Source organism: Verrucomicrobiota bacterium, assembly GCA_039027815.1.
In the GTDB taxonomy this organism is placed as follows: Bacteria; Verrucomicrobiota; Verrucomicrobiia; order Verrucomicrobiales; family JBCCJK01; genus JBCCJK01.
In genome coordinates, this window is sequence record JBCCJK010000044.1 from 1 (window position 1) to 19,117 (window position 19,117).

At 60.5% G+C, this 19,117-nt stretch carries 19 protein-coding genes; 17 read left to right on the forward strand and 2 right to left on the reverse strand.

The window, feature by feature from the left end; genetic code table 11:
- From AAF555_10670 to AAF555_10745, 16 genes are all read left to right on the forward strand, one after another.
- Positions 1-131, forward strand: a 131-nt coding sequence (locus AAF555_10670; protein ID MEM6912031.1) for a transposase, incomplete at its 5' end; no start/stop codon positions are given.
- 79 nt (positions 132-210) lie between these two features.
- Positions 211-1,527: a xylose isomerase gene (gene xylA, locus AAF555_10675; GenBank protein MEM6912032.1), complete on the forward strand. Its 1,317-nt coding sequence runs from the start codon at positions 211-213 to the stop codon at positions 1,525-1,527.
- Between the two features lie 57 nt (positions 1,528-1,584).
- Positions 1,585-2,142, forward strand: a complete 558-nt coding sequence (locus AAF555_10680) for a hypothetical protein (protein MEM6912033.1) — start codon at positions 1,585-1,587, stop codon at positions 2,140-2,142.
- Positions 2,143-2,559: 417 nt separating this feature from the next.
- On the forward strand, positions 2,560-3,609 hold the full coding sequence (locus AAF555_10685) for a DNA-directed RNA polymerase subunit alpha (protein MEM6912034.1): 1,050 nt from the start codon (positions 2,560-2,562) through the stop codon (positions 3,607-3,609).
- 47 nt (positions 3,610-3,656) lie between these two features.
- Positions 3,657-4,082, forward strand: coding sequence for a 50S ribosomal protein L17 (gene rplQ / locus AAF555_10690; GenBank protein ID MEM6912035.1), 426 nt, complete (start codon positions 3,657-3,659; stop codon positions 4,080-4,082).
- 241 nt (positions 4,083-4,323) lie between these two features.
- The gene (locus tag AAF555_10695) at positions 4,324-4,896 is read left to right on the forward strand and encodes an RNA-binding protein (GenBank protein ID MEM6912036.1); all 573 of its coding nucleotides are present in this window, start codon (positions 4,324-4,326) and stop codon (positions 4,894-4,896) included.
- Positions 4,897-5,003: 107 nt separating this feature from the next.
- On the forward strand, positions 5,004-5,921 hold the full coding sequence (miaA, locus tag AAF555_10700; GenBank protein ID MEM6912037.1) for a tRNA (adenosine(37)-N6)-dimethylallyltransferase MiaA: 918 nt from the start codon (positions 5,004-5,006) through the stop codon (positions 5,919-5,921).
- Positions 5,918-6,997 (forward strand): 3-dehydroquinate synthase, encoded by a 1,080-nt coding sequence (gene aroB, locus AAF555_10705; GenBank protein ID MEM6912038.1) that lies wholly within the window; start codon positions 5,918-5,920, stop codon positions 6,995-6,997. The genes miaA and aroB overlap by 4 nt, the downstream gene beginning before the upstream one ends.
- A complete protein-coding gene (dprA, locus tag AAF555_10710) occupies positions 6,994-8,079 on the forward strand; it encodes a DNA-processing protein DprA (GenBank protein MEM6912039.1) in 1,086 nt (361 codons plus the stop codon). Before aroB ends, dprA begins: the two co-directional genes overlap by 4 nt.
- Before the next feature lie 73 nt (positions 8,080-8,152).
- Positions 8,153-10,693, forward strand: a complete 2,541-nt coding sequence (locus AAF555_10715; protein MEM6912040.1) for a DNA topoisomerase III — start codon at positions 8,153-8,155, stop codon at positions 10,691-10,693.
- A gap of 11 nt (positions 10,694-10,704) precedes the next feature.
- Positions 10,705-11,313, forward strand: coding sequence for a TIGR04282 family arsenosugar biosynthesis glycosyltransferase (locus AAF555_10720; GenBank protein MEM6912041.1), 609 nt, complete (start codon positions 10,705-10,707; stop codon positions 11,311-11,313).
- 32 nt (positions 11,314-11,345) lie between these two features.
- Positions 11,346-12,491, forward strand: coding sequence for a methyltransferase domain-containing protein (locus AAF555_10725; GenBank protein ID MEM6912042.1), 1,146 nt, complete (start codon positions 11,346-11,348; stop codon positions 12,489-12,491).
- A 5-nt stretch (positions 12,492-12,496) separates the two neighbouring features.
- Entirely contained in the window at positions 12,497-13,030 is a 534-nt protein-coding gene (locus AAF555_10730) for a hypothetical protein (GenBank protein MEM6912043.1), read from the forward strand.
- A gap of 9 nt (positions 13,031-13,039) precedes the next feature.
- Entirely contained in the window at positions 13,040-13,909 is an 870-nt protein-coding gene (mtnP, locus tag AAF555_10735) for an S-methyl-5'-thioadenosine phosphorylase (GenBank protein MEM6912044.1), read from the forward strand.
- 3 nt (positions 13,910-13,912) lie between these two features.
- Positions 13,913-14,872 (forward strand): arsenosugar biosynthesis radical SAM (seleno)protein ArsS, encoded by a 960-nt coding sequence (gene arsS, locus AAF555_10740; GenBank protein ID MEM6912045.1) that lies wholly within the window; start codon positions 13,913-13,915, stop codon positions 14,870-14,872.
- A 301-nt stretch (positions 14,873-15,173) separates the two neighbouring features.
- Complete coding sequence (locus tag AAF555_10745) at positions 15,174-15,932, forward strand: DUF547 domain-containing protein (GenBank protein ID MEM6912046.1); 759 nt, start codon at positions 15,174-15,176, stop codon at positions 15,930-15,932.
- Positions 15,933-16,057: 125 nt separating this feature from the next.
- On the opposite strand, the gene AAF555_10750 is transcribed toward AAF555_10745, so the two are convergent.
- The gene (locus AAF555_10750) at positions 16,058-16,570 is read right to left on the reverse strand and encodes a peroxiredoxin (GenBank protein ID MEM6912047.1); all 513 of its coding nucleotides are present in this window, start codon (positions 16,568-16,570) and stop codon (positions 16,058-16,060) included.
- 61 nt (positions 16,571-16,631) lie between these two features.
- On the opposite strand from AAF555_10750, the gene AAF555_10755 reads away from it, so the two are divergent.
- Positions 16,632-17,639 carry a phosphotransferase gene (locus AAF555_10755; GenBank protein ID MEM6912048.1) on the forward strand — a complete coding sequence of 336 codons (1,008 nt, stop codon included), beginning with the start codon at positions 16,632-16,634 and terminating at the stop codon, positions 17,637-17,639.
- Positions 17,640-17,643: 4 nt separating this feature from the next.
- Here the strand turns inward: AAF555_10755 and hisD are convergent, their stop codons facing one another.
- Positions 17,644-18,933 carry a histidinol dehydrogenase gene (hisD, locus tag AAF555_10760; protein ID MEM6912049.1) on the reverse strand — a complete coding sequence of 430 codons (1,290 nt, stop codon included), beginning with the start codon at positions 18,931-18,933 and terminating at the stop codon, positions 17,644-17,646.
- Positions 18,934-19,117: the final 184 nt, after the last annotated feature.

Below are 19,117 nucleotides of genomic sequence, written 5' to 3' on the forward strand. Positions count from 1 at the left end.
CCGCCGAGGGCATCAATTCCAAAATTCAGATGCTCAAGAGCAATGCCAGAGGCTTGCCAAATTTCCGCTCCCTCCGCACTCGCGTCCTCTTCCACTGCGGCCGTCTCGACCTCTCTCCACACACAGTTTGAAGCAGAACCATTTTTTTAATTTGCGCCGAATCGGCGACCACGGCAGGCTTGCCGGCTCGGGTCTTTCGCCCGTTATCCTATGAGCACTTCTTCTTTTCCCGATATCCCAACACTCCGCTTCGGCGGGCCTGAAAGCACCGATCCTTTCGAGTTTCGCCACTATGAACCGGAGGCCTTGGTGGCCGGGAAAACCATGCGGGATCATCTCCGCTTCGGAGCGGCTTATTGGCACGTCATGCGCAATCCGCTGGGCGATCCCTTCGGAGCCGGCACCGCGCTCATGCCCTGGGATGATGGCTCGGACTCCATCGAAAACGCACTCAACCGGGTCCCGGTCTTCTTTGAGTTCTTGGAAAAAACCGGGATCGATTACTACTGCTTCCACGATCGCGACATCGCGCCCGAAGGGACCACTTTGGCCCAATCCCACGACTACCTGGACCAGGTGGTGGAGAAGCTGGAGGCCTTCCAAAAAGCGACCGGCAAAAAGCTGCTTTGGGGCACCGCTTGTCTCTTTGCCCACCCCCGCTACGCCCAAGGAGCGGCCACTTCGCCCTCAGCGGACGTCTTCGCCTACGCCGCTGCTCAAGTGAAACAAGCCCTCGAAGCCACCCATCGCCTGGGAGGAGAAGGCTACACCTTTTGGGGTGGGCGAGAAGGCTACGCCACCCTCCTCAACACCGACATGAAGCGGGAGCTCGACCACTTGGCCGCTCTCCTCCACCTGGCGGTGGATCATGCCAAAAAAATCGGTTTCACTGGGCAATTTTACATCGAGCCCAAGCCCCGCGAACCTTCCACCCACCAGTATGATTCCGACTCAGCCGCCTGTTTGAACTTCCTGCGAGAATATGGCCTCTTGGAGCACTTCAAGCTCAATATCGAAACCAATCATGCCACCCTGGCCGGCCACACCATGGAGCATGAGCTGGATGTGGCCCTCGCGGCCCAGGCTCTCGGTTCGATCGACGCCAACCGAGGCGATCCCCTGCTCGGCTGGGACACCGACCAGTTCCCGACCGATGTCTACCAAACGACCCTCGTCATGCTCCGCGTGCTCAAAATGGGCGGCTTCACCACCGGCGGGCTCAACTTCGACGCCAAGCGCCGCCGGGAATCGCACGAACCGGCCGACCTCTTTCACGCCCACATCGGCGGCATGGATGCCTTCGCCCGCGGCCTCAAAATCGCTTCCAAAATCATCGAAGACGGTCGCATGGCCGAGTTTGTCGGGAGCCGCTATGCCTCCTACGACTCCGGCATGGGAGCCAAGATCGAGGCAGGAAGCACCACCCTCGCTGAGCTGAATGACTACGCTCTCGGCATCGAGGCCCCGGTCCTGCCCTCCGGCCGGCAGGAAATGCTCGAAAACCTACTCAACGACTACCTACGCTAAAAACAGCTTGCTCGCTGAACGGCTTCCGACCCGCCTCGCCCCCTCTTGGCCCGACCCATGAAAGCCCTCCTTCTGCTCCTGGCTAGCTGCGCTTTCTCGACGGGTTGCGCTGTCGTCGGCAGCAAAACGCCCGTTGGGCAAGAAATCGTCCCACTGGAAGCAGCCAAATGGGATGGCCTCTGGGTCGGAGTGCAAGGCTCGGCTCACCTCCGCGTCCTCGATAGTGAGGGCGGCCAAATGGAAGCGTGGAATCCCCAGGAAGAAGAGGCCAATCGATTCCGCTTTGAGGTCCGCTCCGGCCAGGGTTGGCAATTTGTCAATCTGCGCACGGACGAGGCAGAGGAAAAATGGCTCTGGGCTCCCTTCGTACGGCACGACGGGCCGGACTTTGCCGAACTCGTCGTCTACCTGCCGAATTCCGCCTCCTTCGCCGAATTCATTCGCACCGAACGGCTTCCCGGGACCATTGACGGAGAAAGTGTGGTCCTAGGGCCCCTGCAAGAAGCGCATCTCGCTGTCTTGACCGACCCCAAAAATGCCTGGCTCTACCGCTTGGATGGTTTGTTGGTCCTCCGCCGAGATCACCCTCCGGCGGCGACCCTCCCCGAGGAGTGATACCAAATCCAAGAAAGATTTGGACGATAGCGGAGCGGTTTTTGGTTTCTGGCAAGGCGGGAGTGGTCGGGCTGGACCGGGGTCCTGCCTGACCCGACCAACGCCGCCAGGAGCCAAAGGACGCCCGCCCCGCCTCTTCCCGCAGCCACAGGCTGCCTGAATGTCCACCCCAATCAGATTCTATCGTCCAAAGACTTCTTGGATTTGGTATGAGAAGCCTGCAATTTCCCCTTGCTTTTGCCTTGATCCTCGGGACAGTCACCGCCCGCGAGGCAGCTGATTCGGCGTTGGTCCTTGGGCTCGGATCTTGATTGGTCCCAGAGCCGCACTCGCCAAGGGGAACCCGCCGCACCCGTTCAATCAATGGAAACTGAAACCACATCCAAATCTGATCCTATCCTTCTCGGCCGATTTGAAATGCCGAATCGTCTCATCAAAGACGAAAGCACCGCCAACGACACCTACGGGCAATTCGTGGCCGAACCCTTCGAGCAGGGCTACGGCCACACCCTCGGAAACTCCCTTCGCCGGGTCCTCCTCAGCTCGCTGGAAGGTGCCGCCATCACCTCGGTCAAAATCTCGGGAGCCCAGCATGAATTCAGTTCCCTGCCTGGGATCGTGGAAGACGTCACCGAAATCATCCTCAACCTCAAAAAGGTCAAGTTTAAGCATCACGGCAAAGACCCCGCCATCCTGACCCTCTCCGTGGAAAAAGAAGGCGTCGTGACCGCCGCCGACATTGAGGAAAGCACCACCTATGAAGTGGTGAACAAAGACCAGCTCATCTGCACCATCGACACCAAGGCCCGTTTCGAAGCGGAGTTTGAAGTGCGCGTAGGCCGTGGATTTGCCACCGGAGAAGAAAACAAATACCCCGAGATGCCCATCGGCCTCATCGCGATCGACTCGATCTTTTCTCCCGTCAATCGCGTGAAGTATTCCGTGGAAAACACCCGGGTCGGCCAAAACACCCAGTTTGAGAAAATCGTCCTCGATATCTGGACAGATGGTCGCATCAGCCCGCCTGACGCTCTCTTGCAAGCCTCCGGCATCCTCCGCAAGCACCTGGATGTCTTCGTCAATTACGACGACGACCTCATCGAGTTTGAAGAGGCTCCCGAAGCGCAAAGCGAGGAAAACGCCGAACTCAAGCGCCTCCTCAACATGAGCGTGAATGAGATCGAGCTCTCGGTTCGGGCCGCCAACTGTCTCAACAACGCCAACATCGTCACCGTGGGCGAGCTGGCCATGAAGTCCGAGGCAGAAATGCTCAAATACCGCAACTTCGGGAAGAAATCGCTCAACGAGATCAAGGACAAGCTCCACGAGCTTGGCCTGTCCCTCGGCATGCAGATCGACCCCTCCCTCATGGAGCCGCCTCTCGGCTCCGCGGGAGCGTCCCGTTTCCCCGGCCTCGCGGGTGGCCCAGGTCTGGCCGACCTCATCAGCCAAAATATGGACGACTAACCAGGCCCCGGACCCTTCGGTCCGCCCGGCCTCACGACCCAACCGTCATGAGACATCGCAGAAACACCGTCAAGCTCGGTCGCACCGCATCGCACCGCGATGCCCTCCTCGCCAACATGGCTTGCAGCTTGATCACCCACAAGCGCATCCGCACCACCCTGGCCAAGGCCAAGGCCTTGCGACCCTATGCGGAAAAACTCGTCACCCTCGGAAAGCGCGGAGACCTCCACGCTCGCCGTCAGGTCCTGGCAAAACTTCGTATCGGCACCGCCCACCAAAAGCAAATCGTGAAGCAGCTCTTCGAAGTGGTCGCCCCGGCGGCCCAAGACCGAGCGGGAGGCTACACGCGCATCACCAAGCTCGGGCCTCGCAGCTCGGATGCCGCCCCCATGGCCTACCTGGAGTGGGTCGACCTCCCGGTCAATCTCGAGGGCGACGAAACGGAAGAGGCCACCAGCGAGACCGCGGCCTAAACGGCCCCTTCAGAAGCCGCGCTCCCTCAGATGGTTCTGCCGTCTCAGGGGGGCTACGCTCTTTCTCCCAGCTGGTCGGTCCCCTCTCCCTGGTCTTGGGCTCCTGGCCCTTTTCTCCTCACCCGAGGGGGAAGCACCATCCGAGGGCGATCTTCCACCAGCTTCTCATCCTGAACGCCGACCTCGCCCTCCCTCAAGGGGGACCAGAGTCGACGTCCTACTACCAACCCATTTTAGATTCATGTCCGAAAACTCATCCAATCGTCCTCCAAGACGCAGTCGCGGAGGACGCGGGGGCAACCGCAACCGACGCGGGCCTCGCCGCAGTGCCCCCCGCAAGCCCAAGCCGCTCACCGGGTGGCAGAAGTTTCTCAAAGCCCTCACCTTCGGCGCTTACAACCCGCACAAAAAACCCGCCAAACGAGGCAAATCCGGGGTGCCGCAAACTCGCACTCCCCGCCCCCAAGCCGAAGTCGCTCCCAAGCCCAAGCGGGAAAAACGCCCTCGCTCCGAGCGCCCCAAGCGCGCTCCCGAAATCATCGAAGTGACGACTGAACGTCTCTATGTCGGCAACCTCAGCTATGACGCGGCCGAAAGCGACCTCTTCGAACTCTTCAATGGAGTGGGCCAAGTCACCAATGCCGAAATCGTGACCCACCGGCGCACCATGCGCAGCAAAGGCTACGCCTTTGTCTCCATGAATACCGTTGATGAAGCCAAGCGAGCCGTGGAAGTCCTTCACGATCAGGAGTTCATGGGCCGGAAGCTCCTCGTGAGCGGCGCCAAGGCCAAGCCGGAAACGGCCGAACCCTAACGACCCCTCTCTTCGTCCAGCCCGTTTGGCCCTCGCTTGCCAAGCGGGCTTTTTGCTTTCAAGCCTTCCCTGTAGGGGAAAAGGGAAAAGCGACCGAACCGTCTCTCGTGAAATCGCCACCGCCCCACCCGCCGCTCCTCGTCCTGGCAGGTTGCACCGCCAGTGGGAAAACGGAAGTGGCGGCTCGCTTGGCCGCTCGCCTTGGTGGCGAAGTCATCAATGTCGATCCCTTCCAAGCCTGTCTAGCTCTCCCCCGTTTGAGCGCGCAACCCTCCCAGGAGGAAACGGCCACCGCTCCGCACCATCTCTACGGCTTCCTCCCGCTCTCCCACCACCTGAGCGCCGCCAGCTTCGCCCGAGAAGTCGAGACGACTCTCGCGGAGGTGCGAGAGCGAGGACGACTTCCCGTCCTAGTCAGCGGGAGTGGACTTTACCTCCGCGCCGTCCTGGAAGGCTTCGACGATCTCCCCGCTACCGACCCCCAGCTGAGGCGGAAGCTGGATTCCCTAACCGCCGAGGAACGCCTCCGCCAACTCCTCCAGCTCGACCCCCAGGCCGCCGCTTGCATCGACCTGCAAAACCCCCGCCGCGTCCAACGCGCCCTCGAAGTCTCTCTCCAGACCGGCCAACCCATCACCGCCTTGCGAGGCCGCACCCCGGCTCGGCCGAAGCAGCCCACCCTCGCCTTCTTTCTCCATCGGGAGCGGGGGGAACTGCGAGAGCGCATTCTCCGGAGAACCAAAGCCATGCTCGACCAGGGAGCCCTCCAGGAAGTGGCCGCCTTGCCAGAGAGAATCGAGAGTCCCTTCACCCGTGCCATCGGCATCGCCGAAATCCGACGCCACCTGGCCGGAAAGACCACCCGGGACGAGTGTCTCGAGCAAATCGCCATCGCCACCCGCCAGCTCGCAAAAAAACAGGAAAGCTGGTTTCGCAAAGAACCGGCCTTCATTAGGGTCACCGCCACGCCCCACACCTCCGCGGCCTTCCTCGCGGAAACGCTCGCCCGCCGCGTCTCAGCATGAAAGTCCCTCTCCAGCTTCCCGGTCGCGACTACTCGGTCCACATCGGTCGGGGGAACCTGGCCGAAGCCGGCCCCCTCTTGGCCTCCCTCCTCGGCCGCAAAACCTGCGCCCTCTTGACCGATTCGAATGTCGGCCCCCTCTATGCCGCCACCGTCAGCGAGAGCCTGACGCGCGCAGGCCACAGCGTGCACCCGTTCCTCGTGCCGGCGGGAGAGGCCTCGAAGTCACTCGAAGAAGTCATCCGGCTTTGCCGTGAAATGACAGCCAAAGGGCTTGATCGTCAGGCAGTCGTGGTGGCCTTGGGAGGCGGGGTGCTGGGAGATCTCGCGGGCTTTGTGGCGGCTGTCTTCTTCCGAGGGGTCCCCTTTCTCCAAATTCCCACCACTATCGTCTCCCAAGTGGACAGCTCCGTGGGCGGCAAAACCGGAGTCAATCTGCCCGAAGGCAAAAATCTGGTGGGCGCGTTCCACCAACCCGCCGCGGTCTTAGCCGACGTCGACACCCTCCACTCCCTCCCGGAACGAGAATTCAATGAGGGCTTCGCCGAAGTCATCAAGCATGCCGCCATCCGCGAGCCCTCCCTGCTGGACGCCATCCTCTCCCAAGATTTGAGTGAGCGCTTGCCAGACATCATCGCCCGCAACGTCGCCATCAAAGCCCGCATCGTGGAAGAAGACGAAAAGGAGACCTCGGGCACTCGCGCCCATCTCAACTTTGGCCACACCCTAGGGCACGGGATCGAAGCCGCTGCTGGGTATGGTCGCCTCCTTCACGGAGAGGCCATCTCTCTCGGCCTGCGGGCTGCTCTCTTCCTCTCTCAGAAAAAGGCAGGGCTCGCACCCGCCTCGGCCGCCCGCGTCCTCCGCGCTTTGGCGCATTTCCGCTTGCCCCTGACCTTGCCGGCCGACTTCTCCATCGAGGAGATCGAACGCTTGGTGGCACGGGATAAGAAGTTTCAAACCGGCGCCATCCGCTTCGTCCTGGTGCCAGAGCTCGGGACCGCCGAGCTGCGGTCGGACCTGACCCAGCCAGACCTCCGGGAAGCGCTCGAACATCTGCAAACCCCGGTTTCATGACGGAACGGGAGGCCTGTCTGGTGCTCAATCTCCTGCCGCGCATTGGATCGATCACCGTCCAGCGCCTCTTGGCTCGTTTCCAAAATTGCCTCTCCGTCCTCGAAGCCTCGCGCTCCGACTTGCTCGAGGTCTCAGGCATCGGCCCGGAACTGGCCTCCCAGCTCTTGGATTGGCGGCGGCTGACTCGTTACGAGGAGGAGTTGGCCCTGGCCGAAAAGATCGGCGCTCGCCTCATCTTTCAAGAGGATTCGGAATACCCTAGCCGACTCCGCACCATTCACGATCCCCCCCTCTTGCTCTATCTTTGGGGCCAGATTTTGCCCGTCGATGACCAGGCCCTCGCCATCATCGGCTCCCGGCGCAGCTCCCACTATGGCCGCGAGGTCACCACCCGTTTCGCTCGAGAGCTGGGGCGAGCCGGCTTGACGATCGTGAGCGGCCTCGCTCGGGGGATCGACACCGCCGCCCACCAAGGGGCCCTCGCTGGCGGAGGCCGGACCCTAGCCGTGCTCGGCTCAGGACTCCAGGAACTCTACCCCACAGAAAATCGCGAGCTGGCCGATCGGATTGCCGAAAACGGGGCCGTGCTCTCGGAATTCCCCCTGCGCATGCCTCCCAGCAAACAGACCTTTCCCATGCGAAACCGCGTCGTGAGCGGCCTCAGCCAAGGGATTCTCGTGACCGAAGCAGCCCGCAAAAGTGGCGCCATGATCACGGTGGGCCAGGCGGCGGAGCAAGGTCGCGACCTCTACGCCATCCCCGGCAATATCGACCGCCCCAGCTCCTCTGGCTGCAACCAATTGCTCCAGGAAGGGGCGGTCCTCTGCACCAGCCCGGAAGACATCCTGAACGACTTTGGCCGACTCTTCTCGCAAGCCACCGCCTCCTCCGCCCCGCCCCCTCTGGCCCCTCAGGAAAAGGCCATCTTGGAGCGGCTGCCAACGGGTGATCCGCAGTCTCTCGACGAGATCATCGCTGGGAGTTCTCTCCCCCCGCAAACCGCCATCACTTGCCTCCTTCGGCTCGAAATGAAGCGTTTGGTGAAGCAACTTCCCGGGAAGGTTTTCTTGAAACCCTCTTGATGGGAGAGACGAAAGATGCAACGACAAGCCCCGCTCACCCTCGGGATTCGTGGGCTGATTCTTATTCTGACCCATGTCCAAATCGCTCATTATTGCCGAAAAGCCAAGCGTGGCCACCGACCTCTCACGGGTCCTCGCGAAGGCGCCTGGTGTCGGCAAATTCGAGAAGAAAAAGGAGTTTTTCGAGAGCGATTCCGCCATCATCAGCTCTGCGGTAGGGCACTTGGTGGAGCTAAAAATGCCCACCCGACCCGATGGGAAAAACCTCGGTTGGGGCTTCCAAAATCTGCCGATTTTGCCAGATCGCTTCGAATTGCAGCCCATCGAGAAGTCCCAAGATCGCTTGAAGCTTCTTCTCAAGCTCATGCGCCGAAAGGACGTGACCGAGGTCATCAATGCCTGTGACGCCGGTCGCGAAGGCGAGCTGATTTTTCGCTACATCCTCATGATCGGGGCGGTCGAAAAACCCACGCGACGCCTTTGGATGCAGTCCATGACCAATGACGCCATTCTCAGCGCCTGGGGGCAACTTCGTGAGGAGCCCCAAATGCGCTCCCTGGCGGACGCCGCCCTCTGTCGCTCGGAAAGCGATTGGTTGGTCGGCCTCAATGGCACCCGCGCCCTGACCGCGTTCAACTCCCGACACGGCGGCTTCAATTTGACGCCGGCCGGTCGGGTCCAGACCCCGACTCTCTCCATTCTCTCCGAACGGGAGCGAATCATCCGCAATTTTGTCTCTCGTGATTTCTATGAAGTCCACGGGACCTTCCAGGTGGCGGCCGGAGAATACAGCGGGCGCTGGTTTCGGGAAGACTTTCGCAAAAGCGAGGATGACGACCAACTGCGCGCCGAACGGATTTGGTCGCTCCAGGAAGCCGAAGCCATCCAGGCTCGATGTCAGGGGAAGCCAGGCCAAATCGAAGAAAAGAAAAAGCCCAGCAAGCAGAGTTGCCCCGCCCTCTACGATCTGACCACCCTCCAGCGGGAAGCCGGCAGTCGCTACGGATTCAGCGCTCAGCGGACCCTCCAGCTAGCGCAATCGCTTTATGAAAGGCACAAGGTGCTGACCTACCCGCGGACAGACTCTCGCTACCTCCCGAGTGACTACATCGGGACAGTGCGCGGCACCCTGAAAGGCTTCGCCAGCGCCAGTGGTTCCAAGAATTTTTCGGAGGACTACAGCCACTTTGCCGGAGAACTACTGAGCCAGGACTACTTGAAGCCCATCAAGCGAGTCTTCAATACGGCTAAGGTAAGCGATCATTTCGCGATCATCCCCACCGGAAAGCTGCCCGCTGCCGCCATCGACGAGCCGGCCATGAAAATCTACGACATGGTCATGCGGCGCTTTCTGGCCGTCTTTTATCCCCCCGCCGAGTTCGAGAACACCACCCGCCTGACTCGCATCGGCCAGGACGCCTTCAAAACCGATGGCAAAATCCTGGTCGTTCCCGGTTGGTTGGAGGTCTATGGACGCAAACCCGGGGTGGCCGGGGGGGGCAATGAACTGGCCGCCGCCCAGCCCGGGGAAGAGGCCGAAACCCTTGAACTCGAGCTTCTCAGTAAGCAGACGCAGCCCCCGGCCCGCTACACCGAGCCCACCCTGCTCTCGGCCATGGAAACGGCGGGCAAGCGCGTGGATGATGAAGAACTGCGCGACGCCATGAGCGAACGCGGCCTGGGAACGCCCGCCACGCGGGCCGCCACCATTGAGGGCCTCATTCGCCAAAAATACATCGCGCGGGAAGCGCGCGATCTCCATGTCACGAACAAAGGCCTGGCGCTCATCGATACCATTGATGCTCTTCAGATAGACATCTTGGCCTCTCCCGAGATGACCGGGGAGTGGGAAATGAAGCTCAAGCAAATGGAACGCGGGCAGGTGTCACGCCAGGCCTTCATGCAGGAAATTCGCGAGCTGACCGAGACCATTGTCACCCATGCCAAAAAGCAAACCGACGAGCTGAAGAAGCGCGTCTTTCCGGACTTGGAAGTCGCTTGCCCCGTCTGCGGCAATGGCCCCATCAAGCAGACCGACTCCACTTACGAATGCTACAGCCCGGAGTGCAAATTCCGCATTAAAAAGTATGTCGCCAACCACGAGATCACGCTGGCAGAGGCCAAGCAGCTCTTGGAGACGAAGTTCGCCGGTCCCTTCGACGACTTCAAAAGCCGCTTCGGAAAGGACTTCTCCGCCGGCTTGGAATTGGACGAAAAGTTCAAAGTGGGCTTCGTCTTTGAAAGCGATGGCCGGGAGGACGAACTCGACAATCTGAAGGAAGAGCAAATCCTGACGCGGGTCACCGCGGAGGGCTACCAAAACGAACCGGTTTACGAGACGGAACGCGCCTACCTCGCTCCCCGACTCGGCCTCCAGGGCGATGAAAAAGGCATCCGCGTCTCCAAACAAATCCTCAAGCGAGACATCCCCTCTGATCAGGCAGTCAAGCTCTTCCGGGACGGCAAAACTGACCTCTTACCCGGCTTCGTCTCCAAGAGAGGAAGAAAGTTCTCCGCCTACCTCTTGCTGGACCGCTCCACTGGGAAAGTGAGCTTCGAGTTCGCCGCACCCAAAAAGAAGTCGGCCAAAAAACGAGCTGCCAAAAAAAGCTAGGGAACGCGCTCATGCCTATCGCCGTCCTCATGCTCAAGGCACCGCGCCCGGGCTTGGTCAAAACCCGTCTCGCGAAAGACCTCGGCCCAGAGGCAGCCTGCTTGGCCTATCGTTGGATGGTCGAAAAACAGCTCCAAGCTATTCCTTCGTCGTGGGAGATCGAAGTGCACTTCACCCCGGCCGAAGCGGCCGCGGAAATGCAGGAATGGCTCCAGCCGCTCGCCAAAGGCCTCCCCCTCTCCTTCGTCCCGCAAAGCGAGGGCGATCTCGGCCAACGGCTCCACCACGCCGCCACCCTTGCCAAGATGCCAGCCGTCTTTCTAGGCGGCGATTGCCCTCAGATCGATGACTCCCTCCTCCAAGCCGTCGAGGCCGCTCTTCATCAAGACTTGGCCGTCCTCTCTCTCTCGACCGATGGCGGCTATTGTCTCTTAGGGCTGCCGGAATATCGCGAAGGAGTCTTCCAAAAGATCGCCTGGAGCACGGAGAAAACCGGGCGCCAACAACTGGATCGACTTCGAGAAAGTGGCCATTCGGTCCAGACCCTTGCGCCTCTCTCCGATGTCGACACCTTGGCGGATTGGGAAGCGGTTCCGGATCGCCCACGATTTTCGGAATAAAGCCTGCTCCCCTCCACTCGCTCTCTCCAACTATGAAAGCCGAAGTCGCTACCAAGGAACGCTACGCCGCCGCCGCCCAGTCCCAAGAACCAGCCCTCTGCTGCCCGGTCGATTACAATCCGGAGTTCCTCAAGGTCATCCCCGACATCGTGATCGAAAGGGATTATGGCTGCGGCGACCCCAGCGCCTACCTCGCACCCGGTGAAACCGTCCTCGACCTAGGTTCGGGAACCGGAAAAATTTGCTTCATCGCCTCGCAGGTCGTCGGCCCGGAAGGCAGGGTGATTGGAGTCGACATGACCGATGACATGCTGGAAGTCGCCCGCGAGAATGCCCCCGTCGTGGCGGAGAGGATTGGCTATGGAAATGTCGAGTTTCGTAAAGGGCGCATCCAAGACCTCGATCTCGATCTCGAAGCGCTGGACCAAGAACTCCAAGCCAACCCCATTCAAGATGCCGGCTCGTTCCTGAAAGCGGAGGAACTCGCAGCTGATTTGCGGATCCGCAAGCCACTCGTGCAAAGCGCGAGCGTGGACGTGGTCGTCTCCAACTGCGTGCTCAATCTCGTGGAGGCCGATTCCAAGCGACAGCTCTTTCAAGAGATCTTCCGCGTTCTCAAAAAAGGCGGACGCGCCGTCATCTCGGACATCGTGGCCGATGAGGACGTGCCCGAGCACCTTCGAAATGATCCCAAGCTTTGGTCCGGCTGCATCTCAGGAGCCATGACCGAAAAAGGTTTCCTGGAAGCCTTCGAAGAGGCCGGCTTCTACGGTGTGGAACTCCTCAAATTTGAGACCGAGCCGTGGCAGACCGTGGAGGGCTACGAGTTCCGCTCGGTCACCGTGCAAGCTTGGAAAGGCAAACAAGGCGCCTGCTATGAACGCAACCAAGCCGTCGTCTACAAAGGGCCTTTCAAAGAAGTGCTCGATGACGATGACCACCGCATGGAGCGCGGCGTCCGCTACGCCGTGTGCGACAAAACCTACCAGCTCTACCAGAAAGCCCCTTACCAGAACTACTTCGAGTTCATCGATCCGCTGACTGAGGTCCCCTTGGAAGGAGCCGAACTCTTTGACTGCAGCCGCACCACCCAGCGGCACCCAAAAGAAACCAAAGGACAGGACTACCGAGCCACCACCGATCCCAGCCAGTGCTGCGATGGGGACAGTTGCTGCTGAACCCGATGCGGCTACCCCCTCCAGCTCAGGTCCTCGCGCTTCTCGCCCTGGTCTCCCTCACGGCCTGCCAGCTCAAAGAACCGTCCACGGTGGACCCCAGCCCAGCGGGAGTCTCGACCACCGCCGAGATCACGGCCGTCCCAGAGGCCAATCTCAACTCGCCCATCCCGGTCTCGCTGGTGGCGGCTTCCGACCCCGCCCTCATCGCCCAGTTGGAAGGCCTCACCTCGCTCGCTTGGCTGCACCAACAGGCGACTCTCGAAAGAACCTTCGCCGGCTTGATCGAGGTGGCCGAAGGCCAGATCCAGCCTGGCACCACCTCGGTGCTGCGTGTTCCTTCCCCGCCGGGCGGAGGCCCGACCGTCTTTGCCTTCGCCATCTTTCACTTCCCAGGCGAACATCGGATTCGCTTGCAACACGGGGCGGTCAATCAACTCACCCTGGCCGCCCAAGGATGGTCTCAGGAGCCCCAAGCGGCCGAGACCGCTTCCGGGCCCGGTTCCGATCCGGCTCCCCTCTCCGCTCCCCCCCTCCCCTAACCCTCTCCCATGGACACCCCAGCTCCTGCCATCGGCATCATCGGAGGCAGTGGCCTCTATCAACTCGAAGGCATCGCCGAGGTGGCGGAACTGCGCGTCATCACTCCGTATGGCGACCCCTCCGATGCCCTCATAAAAGGCACCCTCGAAGGCCGGACCGTCTACTTCCTGCCTCGGCACGGTCGTGGGCACCGCATTCTCCCGCATGAAATCAATCACCGAGCCAACATCTGGGCCCTTCGCTCCCTCGGCGTCCGCTGGATTCTTTGCGTGACGGCTGTCGGGAGCTTGAAAGAAGAGTATGCCCCTCGCCACATCGTCCTCCCGGATCAATATTTCGACCGCACCTCCCGCCGGGAGCACCACACCTTCTTTGGCAGTGGTCTGGCCGCTCACATTGCCTTTGGCGACCCCGTCTCCGGCCCTCTCCGGGCCATCCTGAAAGAGGCCAGCGAAGCGGCCGGCGCCACCGTGCACGACGGCGGCACCTATGTGAACATGGACGGCCCCGCCTTCTCGACCCGGGCGGAGTCCCATGCCAATCGACAGCTCGGCTTCGACGTCATCGGGATGACCAATCTCCCCGAAGCCAAGCTGGCCCGAGAAGCCGAAATCGCCCTCGCCACCATGGCCATGATCACGGACTACGATTGCTGGAAAGTGGAAGAAGAAGCCGTGACCGCGGACGCCGTCATCGCCCACCTCCTGGCCAACGCCGAGCTCGCCAAAAAAGCCCTCGCCCTAGCCATCCCAAAAATCCCGAGCGAGCCAAATTTTCCGGAACATACCGCGCTGGCGACCGCTCTTGTCACAGACCGCGCTCTCTGGCCTGCCAAAATCGTCGAGCGCTTGCGCCCCCTGCTGCAGCCCTATCTCTAGAAGATGAACCGTTTCGACCAAGTCCTCGCGGACCACTCCATTTCCCTCACTCGGAAAAAGCCCGCGATCCTTCAGGTCAACACCGGCAAAATTTGCAATCTCACCTGCCTCCATTGTCATGTGAATGCCGGGCCCAGACGCAAGGAGATCATGACTCGGGAAACGGTCGACCGCATCCTGGCCTGGTTTGAAAAGACGGACATCCCCACGCTCGACCTGACTGGCGGCACCCCGGAAATGATTCCCGACTTCCGTCACGTCGTCGAAACGGTGCGCTCTTGGGAACTCCCTCGGACCGTCATGACCCGGCTGAACGCCACCATCATTGAAGAAGAAGGCTACGACTGGATACCTGAATTCCACACCCAGAACAAAGTAGTCATCATCGCTTCCATGCCCTGCTACTCACCGGAAAACGTCAATCAACAGCGCGGCCACGGCGTTTTCGACAAATCGATCCGGGCCTTCCAGCGCCTCAATGAACTCGGCTACGGACGCGATCCTGGACTGGTCATCAACTTCGTCTACAACCCAAACGGGGCCTTCCTCCCTGGCGACCAAGCGGAGCTGGAAGCCGATTACAAGTATGAGATGAAGAAGCACTTCGACATCGACTTCAACCAACTCTTCTGTATCACCAACATGCCCATCCAGCGCTTTGCCTCCTACTTGCGAGCGCGGAAAATGCTCCAGGAATACATGGACCTCCTGGCAGATGCCTTCAATCCAAGCTCGATCGAGAGCCTCATGTGCCGAGACACCATCAGCGTCGGCTGGCAAGGCGAAGTCTACGACTGCGACTTCAATCAGCAGATGAACCTTCAGCTCCGCAAGGGCGAACCCTTCTACCTCTGGGACGTCGACGCCGAACGCTTCAGCGAAATCCCCATCCTGACCGGTCCTCACTGCTTCGGCTGCACCGCTGGTGCCGGCTCCAGCTGCGGTGGCGCACTCACCGAATAATCCCGAGCTGCCAGGTCAGGTAGGCGAATCCTAATACCAAGCCGCAGAATTCACTGGTAGAATGGCCGAGTGGATTTCGGGCCAGACCAAGGCGCGACGAGGGCGCGGTGCAGGCACCGTAACCGAGGAGCAACGCAGGGCTGGCTCGAAAAACACCGGCTCTCCCTTCCCCGCGCTTCAGCGCCTCTTCCCCACATCACCTCCCCTCCATTCTTCCAGTGAATTCTGGAGGTTGGTATAAGCGAGCCGCTTCGCCTCTTCCTCCGAGGAATAAAACCCAAGGCTCTCCCTTCCTAACGGCATGAGAATTTTGCATGCTCTCCTCTTCTGCCTCTCCGTCGCCACCACCCAGGCCTTCGACCACAGCGACTTGACCGAGATTCTCAAAAAGAACGTCCAAAAGGGCCAGGTGGACTACGCGGCTCTCGCCAACCACCCGGATCCCCTCGATGCTTACCTTGAGCGGCTTGCCCAGGTCTCGCAGGCAGAGTTCTCTTCTTGGCAGGAAAACGAACAAATCGCTTTCCTGACCAACCTCTACAACGCAACCACTCTCCAAGTGGTGGCCGAGCACTACCCAGTCGAGACCATCCGGGAAATCTTCAAAGGCCCGCTTACCCCGACCGCCGTCAGCACCGCCGTCTGGAAAAAGGACCTCGTCTCGCTCTTTGGGGAGGCCATCTCCCTCAATCACTTGGAACACGAGATTCTCCGAAAGGACTATCAGGAGCCCCGCATTCACTTCGCTCTCGTCTGCGCCGCGATCAGTTGCCCGCCTCTTCGCAGCGAAGCCTACACCGGCGAGCGACTTGGAGCGCAGATGGACGAACAAGCCCGGATCTTTTTCGCTGAGGAAGAGAAAAACCGCCTGGATCCCCAAACTGGAACCCTCTTTCTGTCACCCATCGTGGGGAACTGGTTCAAAGAGGACTTCACCAAAACCGGCCAGACTCTCCAAGAGTTCGTCACCCCCTACTTCCCCAAGAAGACCCAGCCGCTCTTGCGCGCTCAACGCTTCCAGATCAAAGACACGCCCTACGATTGGGGCTTGAACGACTAAGACCCAGCAGCCTGATCAGCGGGCAAAACGGCCGCCTACCTTTCGAGTCAGCCCAGGTCCTTGAGGCCGGACCTGAACAAAAAGTCGCGAACGGATCTACCTCGCCCCCAAAACCTCCACCCCCCTCAATCCTCTTCAGCCAAAACCGCCAGCACATCCGCTGCCTGCTGCTCGGTGGAAGCCTTGCGATCGAGCCAAATCAGTTGGGCGTCTTGGAAAAGAAAGGCCTGCCGGGCTGCGAAAAAATTGCCCTTTTTCTCGCGCGCCGGAACGCCCAAGGCCTCGGCCAGCTCGCCTTTCTCATCAGCCAAAAGCGTGAAGGGAAGTTGGTATTTGGCTGCAAAGGCTTTTTGCGCCTCGGGAGAATCGTAGCTGACTCCAAAGACCGTCACGCCAGCCTCCTGCAAGGCGGTGTAGGCATCCCGTAGACTGCAGGCTTGTTTGGTGCAGCCCGGAGTGTCCGCCTTGGGATAGAAATAAATCAGCGTATAGCCCTCGGCCCCCGCCTCTGGAAAGACCACTGGCTCTCCCTCTTGATTGGGCACGGTTACTCTTGGCAAAGCTTCCCCAGGTTCCATTGGAGCAGCCATGGCCGAGAAGACAGAAAGGAGCAAGGCGGGAAGACAGAGATTTTTCATGGGCGAACGGGATCAGTGGACTGAAAACGTGCTAGGCTCCTGGCTTCTTTCTCTGAAATCCATGCCTGAAATCGCTCTCCTCCGTGAAATCGCGGCCGCCTTCTCCCTCGAGCGCTCGCCTGAGGAGAGCACTCTCCTCCCGGGCGGGCTCATTCACGAGACTTGGCGCGTGGCCCACCCCGGCCAAGGCGCTTTTGTCTTCCAGCGTTTCAATGAAGGGGTCTTTCCCGACCCGGGAGCGGTGCAATCCAATGTCAGCCAAATCGCCCGGCACTTGCCCGGCTACCCTCTGCAATTTCTCCAAGATAAGCGGGGGGCGATCTTCTATCGCGCCTCTGACGGGGCACTCTGGCGGGTCAGCCCCTTCCTGAAAGAGGGTGAGATTCGTTCTGTCCTGCGAGACGGGGCTTCGGCCACTGCCGCCGGAGCCGCCTTGGGCGAGTTCCAAGCCCGACTCCTCGATTTCCCCAGCTCTCAGCTCTCGGTCACCCTGAGCGATTTCCATGACACGCCCCAGCGTTGGCAAACACTCTGGCGAGCCCATCGGCTTGCCAACCATTCGCTGCGGGAGCAAGGGGCCGCCCTCCTGGCCCGCTTGGAACGCCATCCTAGCCTAGTGACGCAATTGCAGGACCAGCTGACAGCAGGCGAGGTCCCGCTCCGGGTTACCCACAACGACCCCAAACTTTCCAATCTCCTCTTCCTTCAAAATGAGCCTGAGGTGCTCTGTCTCCTCGATTGGGACACCCTCATGCCCGGCTACTCGGTCCACGACTTTGGCGACTTCGCCCGCAGCTTGGTCGGGGCTGCCCTGCGCGAGGGGAGCGACCCTACTTCCCTCTACAGGGCCGCCGAAGAAGGCTACCGCCAGAACGCGGACTTCCTCTTCCCTTGTGAGAGCCGCTCGCTCCTGCTGGCCGCCAAAACGCTCGCCTTTGAATTGGCCACTCGCTTTTTGACCGATTTCTTACAGGGCAATGCTTATTTCCAAGTCCGGTATGCCACCGAGAACTTGGAGCGAGCCGGACAGCAGCTGGAGGTGCTCGATTTCCTGGAGAGCTTGCACTAGTGAATCAAGATTCTAGCCGGATGCGCGCCGAGCGGGCGTGCGCGTCCAAGCCTTCGGCGGTCGCCAAGACGTCGATCAAAGGCGCTGACTTTTTGATGGCCGCCCGGTTCAACTTCACCACACTCGTGCGGCGCTGAAACATGTCGACCGTGAGACCGGGAAACGACTTGCCCGCTCCTCCGGTCGGCAGAGTGTGACTGGGACCCGCTAAAAAATCTCCACAAGCCACCGGGGAGTCATTCCCCAGAAAGATGGCCCCCGCCGTCTTGATTTCCTTGACCACCTTGGCCTCTTCTTTGGCCACCAAAGTGAGGTGCTCCGGCGCGTAGGCATTCACCAGCTCCACCCCGGCCGCCAAATTTTTCACGTGGACCAAGAGCAGGCCTTTTTCCAAGACCTTGAGCAACTGTGCCTGTCGACTGAGAGTGGCGCTCTGCTTCTCGATTTGCTTGGCCACCCGCTTGATAAGCGTCTTGGAGGAGCTGACCAGGACGGCTTCGCTATCCCCCCCATGCTCGGCCTGCGCCAAAAGGTCGGCCGCCAAACATTTGGGATCGCCGCTCGCATCGGAGAGGATCATGATTTCGCTCGGGCCAGGTAGGAGGTCGATGCTGACCATCCCGAATACCTGGCGCTTGGCCTCCACCACAAAGCGATTGCCGGGGCCGAAGATTTTCTGCACCGGAGCAATGGATGCCGTTCCATGGGCCAGCGCCGCCACCGCTTGGGCCCCGCCTACCCGATAGACCTCCGTCGCCCCAGCCAACTTGACTGCGTGCAGAAGAGCTGGATTGATTCGCCCGTCGAGACCGGGCGGTGTGCAGACGACGATCTGGGGGCAGCCGACCGCCTTGGCCAAAGTGACCGTCATGATGGCGGTCGAAATCAGCGGAGCACTTCCTCCGGGGACGTAGATGCCCACCCGCTCGATCGGGCGGAAGATCTCCCCGACCACCGCCCCTTGCTCATTCTTGTCCTTCCAATCTCGGCGCAAGCTCCTGAGCGCGAAGCTTTTCACATTCCGATGGGCCGCCCTGAGGGCCTGCTTCAATGGGGAGCCGACCTCCATCGAGGCAGCCGCCAATTCCTGCGGAGACACCTGCAACTGCTCGGGCAAAAGAGTCACACCATCGAAGCGGGCGGTGTAATCCAGCAAGGCCTCCTCCCCTTTCTCCCGGACACCTTTCAAGATGTCTCGCACCTTTTTCTCCAAGCCCTCACCCGGGAGGGTCCTGCGATGGAGCGGAGCCAGGCGCTCGGCGAAATCAGCCTCTTGGTAGGACAGGATCTTCATTTGGGAATGTAGGGATGCCTACGTTCACCGTTCGATTGAGAATGCAATCAAGACCTGCACCGTGTAATACCAAGTTCCAGAATTCACTGGTAGAATGGCCGAGTGGATTTCGGGCCAGACCAAGGCGCGACGAGGGCGCGGTGCAGGCACCGTAACCGAGGAGCAACGCAGGGCTGGCTCGAAA

Coding starts and splice junctions, on each gene's coding strand:
- hisD (MEM6912049.1), bottom strand. CDS start 18,933: ATGAAGATCCTGTCCTACCAAGAGGCTGATTTCGCCGAGCGCCTGGCT.
- aroB (MEM6912038.1), top strand. CDS start 5,918: ATGAAAGTCCCTCTCCAGCTTCCCGGTCGCGACTACTCGGTCCACATC.
- AAF555_10715 (MEM6912040.1), top strand. CDS start 8,153: ATGTCCAAATCGCTCATTATTGCCGAAAAGCCAAGCGTGGCCACCGAC.
- rplQ (MEM6912035.1), top strand. CDS start 3,657: ATGAGACATCGCAGAAACACCGTCAAGCTCGGTCGCACCGCATCGCAC.
- AAF555_10755 (MEM6912048.1), top strand. CDS start 16,632: ATGCCTGAAATCGCTCTCCTCCGTGAAATCGCGGCCGCCTTCTCCCTC.
- AAF555_10680 (MEM6912033.1), top strand. CDS start 1,585: ATGAAAGCCCTCCTTCTGCTCCTGGCTAGCTGCGCTTTCTCGACGGGT.
- AAF555_10685 (MEM6912034.1), top strand. CDS start 2,560: ATGCCGAATCGTCTCATCAAAGACGAAAGCACCGCCAACGACACCTAC.
- xylA (MEM6912032.1), top strand. CDS start 211: ATGAGCACTTCTTCTTTTCCCGATATCCCAACACTCCGCTTCGGCGGG.
- AAF555_10730 (MEM6912043.1), top strand. CDS start 12,497: ATGCGGCTACCCCCTCCAGCTCAGGTCCTCGCGCTTCTCGCCCTGGTC.
- AAF555_10750 (MEM6912047.1), bottom strand. CDS start 16,570: ATGAAAAATCTCTGTCTTCCCGCCTTGCTCCTTTCTGTCTTCTCGGCC.
- AAF555_10695 (MEM6912036.1), top strand. CDS start 4,324: ATGTCCGAAAACTCATCCAATCGTCCTCCAAGACGCAGTCGCGGAGGA.
- dprA (MEM6912039.1), top strand. CDS start 6,994: ATGACGGAACGGGAGGCCTGTCTGGTGCTCAATCTCCTGCCGCGCATT.
- mtnP (MEM6912044.1), top strand. CDS start 13,040: ATGGACACCCCAGCTCCTGCCATCGGCATCATCGGAGGCAGTGGCCTC.
- AAF555_10725 (MEM6912042.1), top strand. CDS start 11,346: ATGAAAGCCGAAGTCGCTACCAAGGAACGCTACGCCGCCGCCGCCCAG.
- AAF555_10720 (MEM6912041.1), top strand. CDS start 10,705: ATGCCTATCGCCGTCCTCATGCTCAAGGCACCGCGCCCGGGCTTGGTC.
- AAF555_10745 (MEM6912046.1), top strand. CDS start 15,174: ATGAGAATTTTGCATGCTCTCCTCTTCTGCCTCTCCGTCGCCACCACC.
- arsS (MEM6912045.1), top strand. CDS start 13,913: ATGAACCGTTTCGACCAAGTCCTCGCGGACCACTCCATTTCCCTCACT.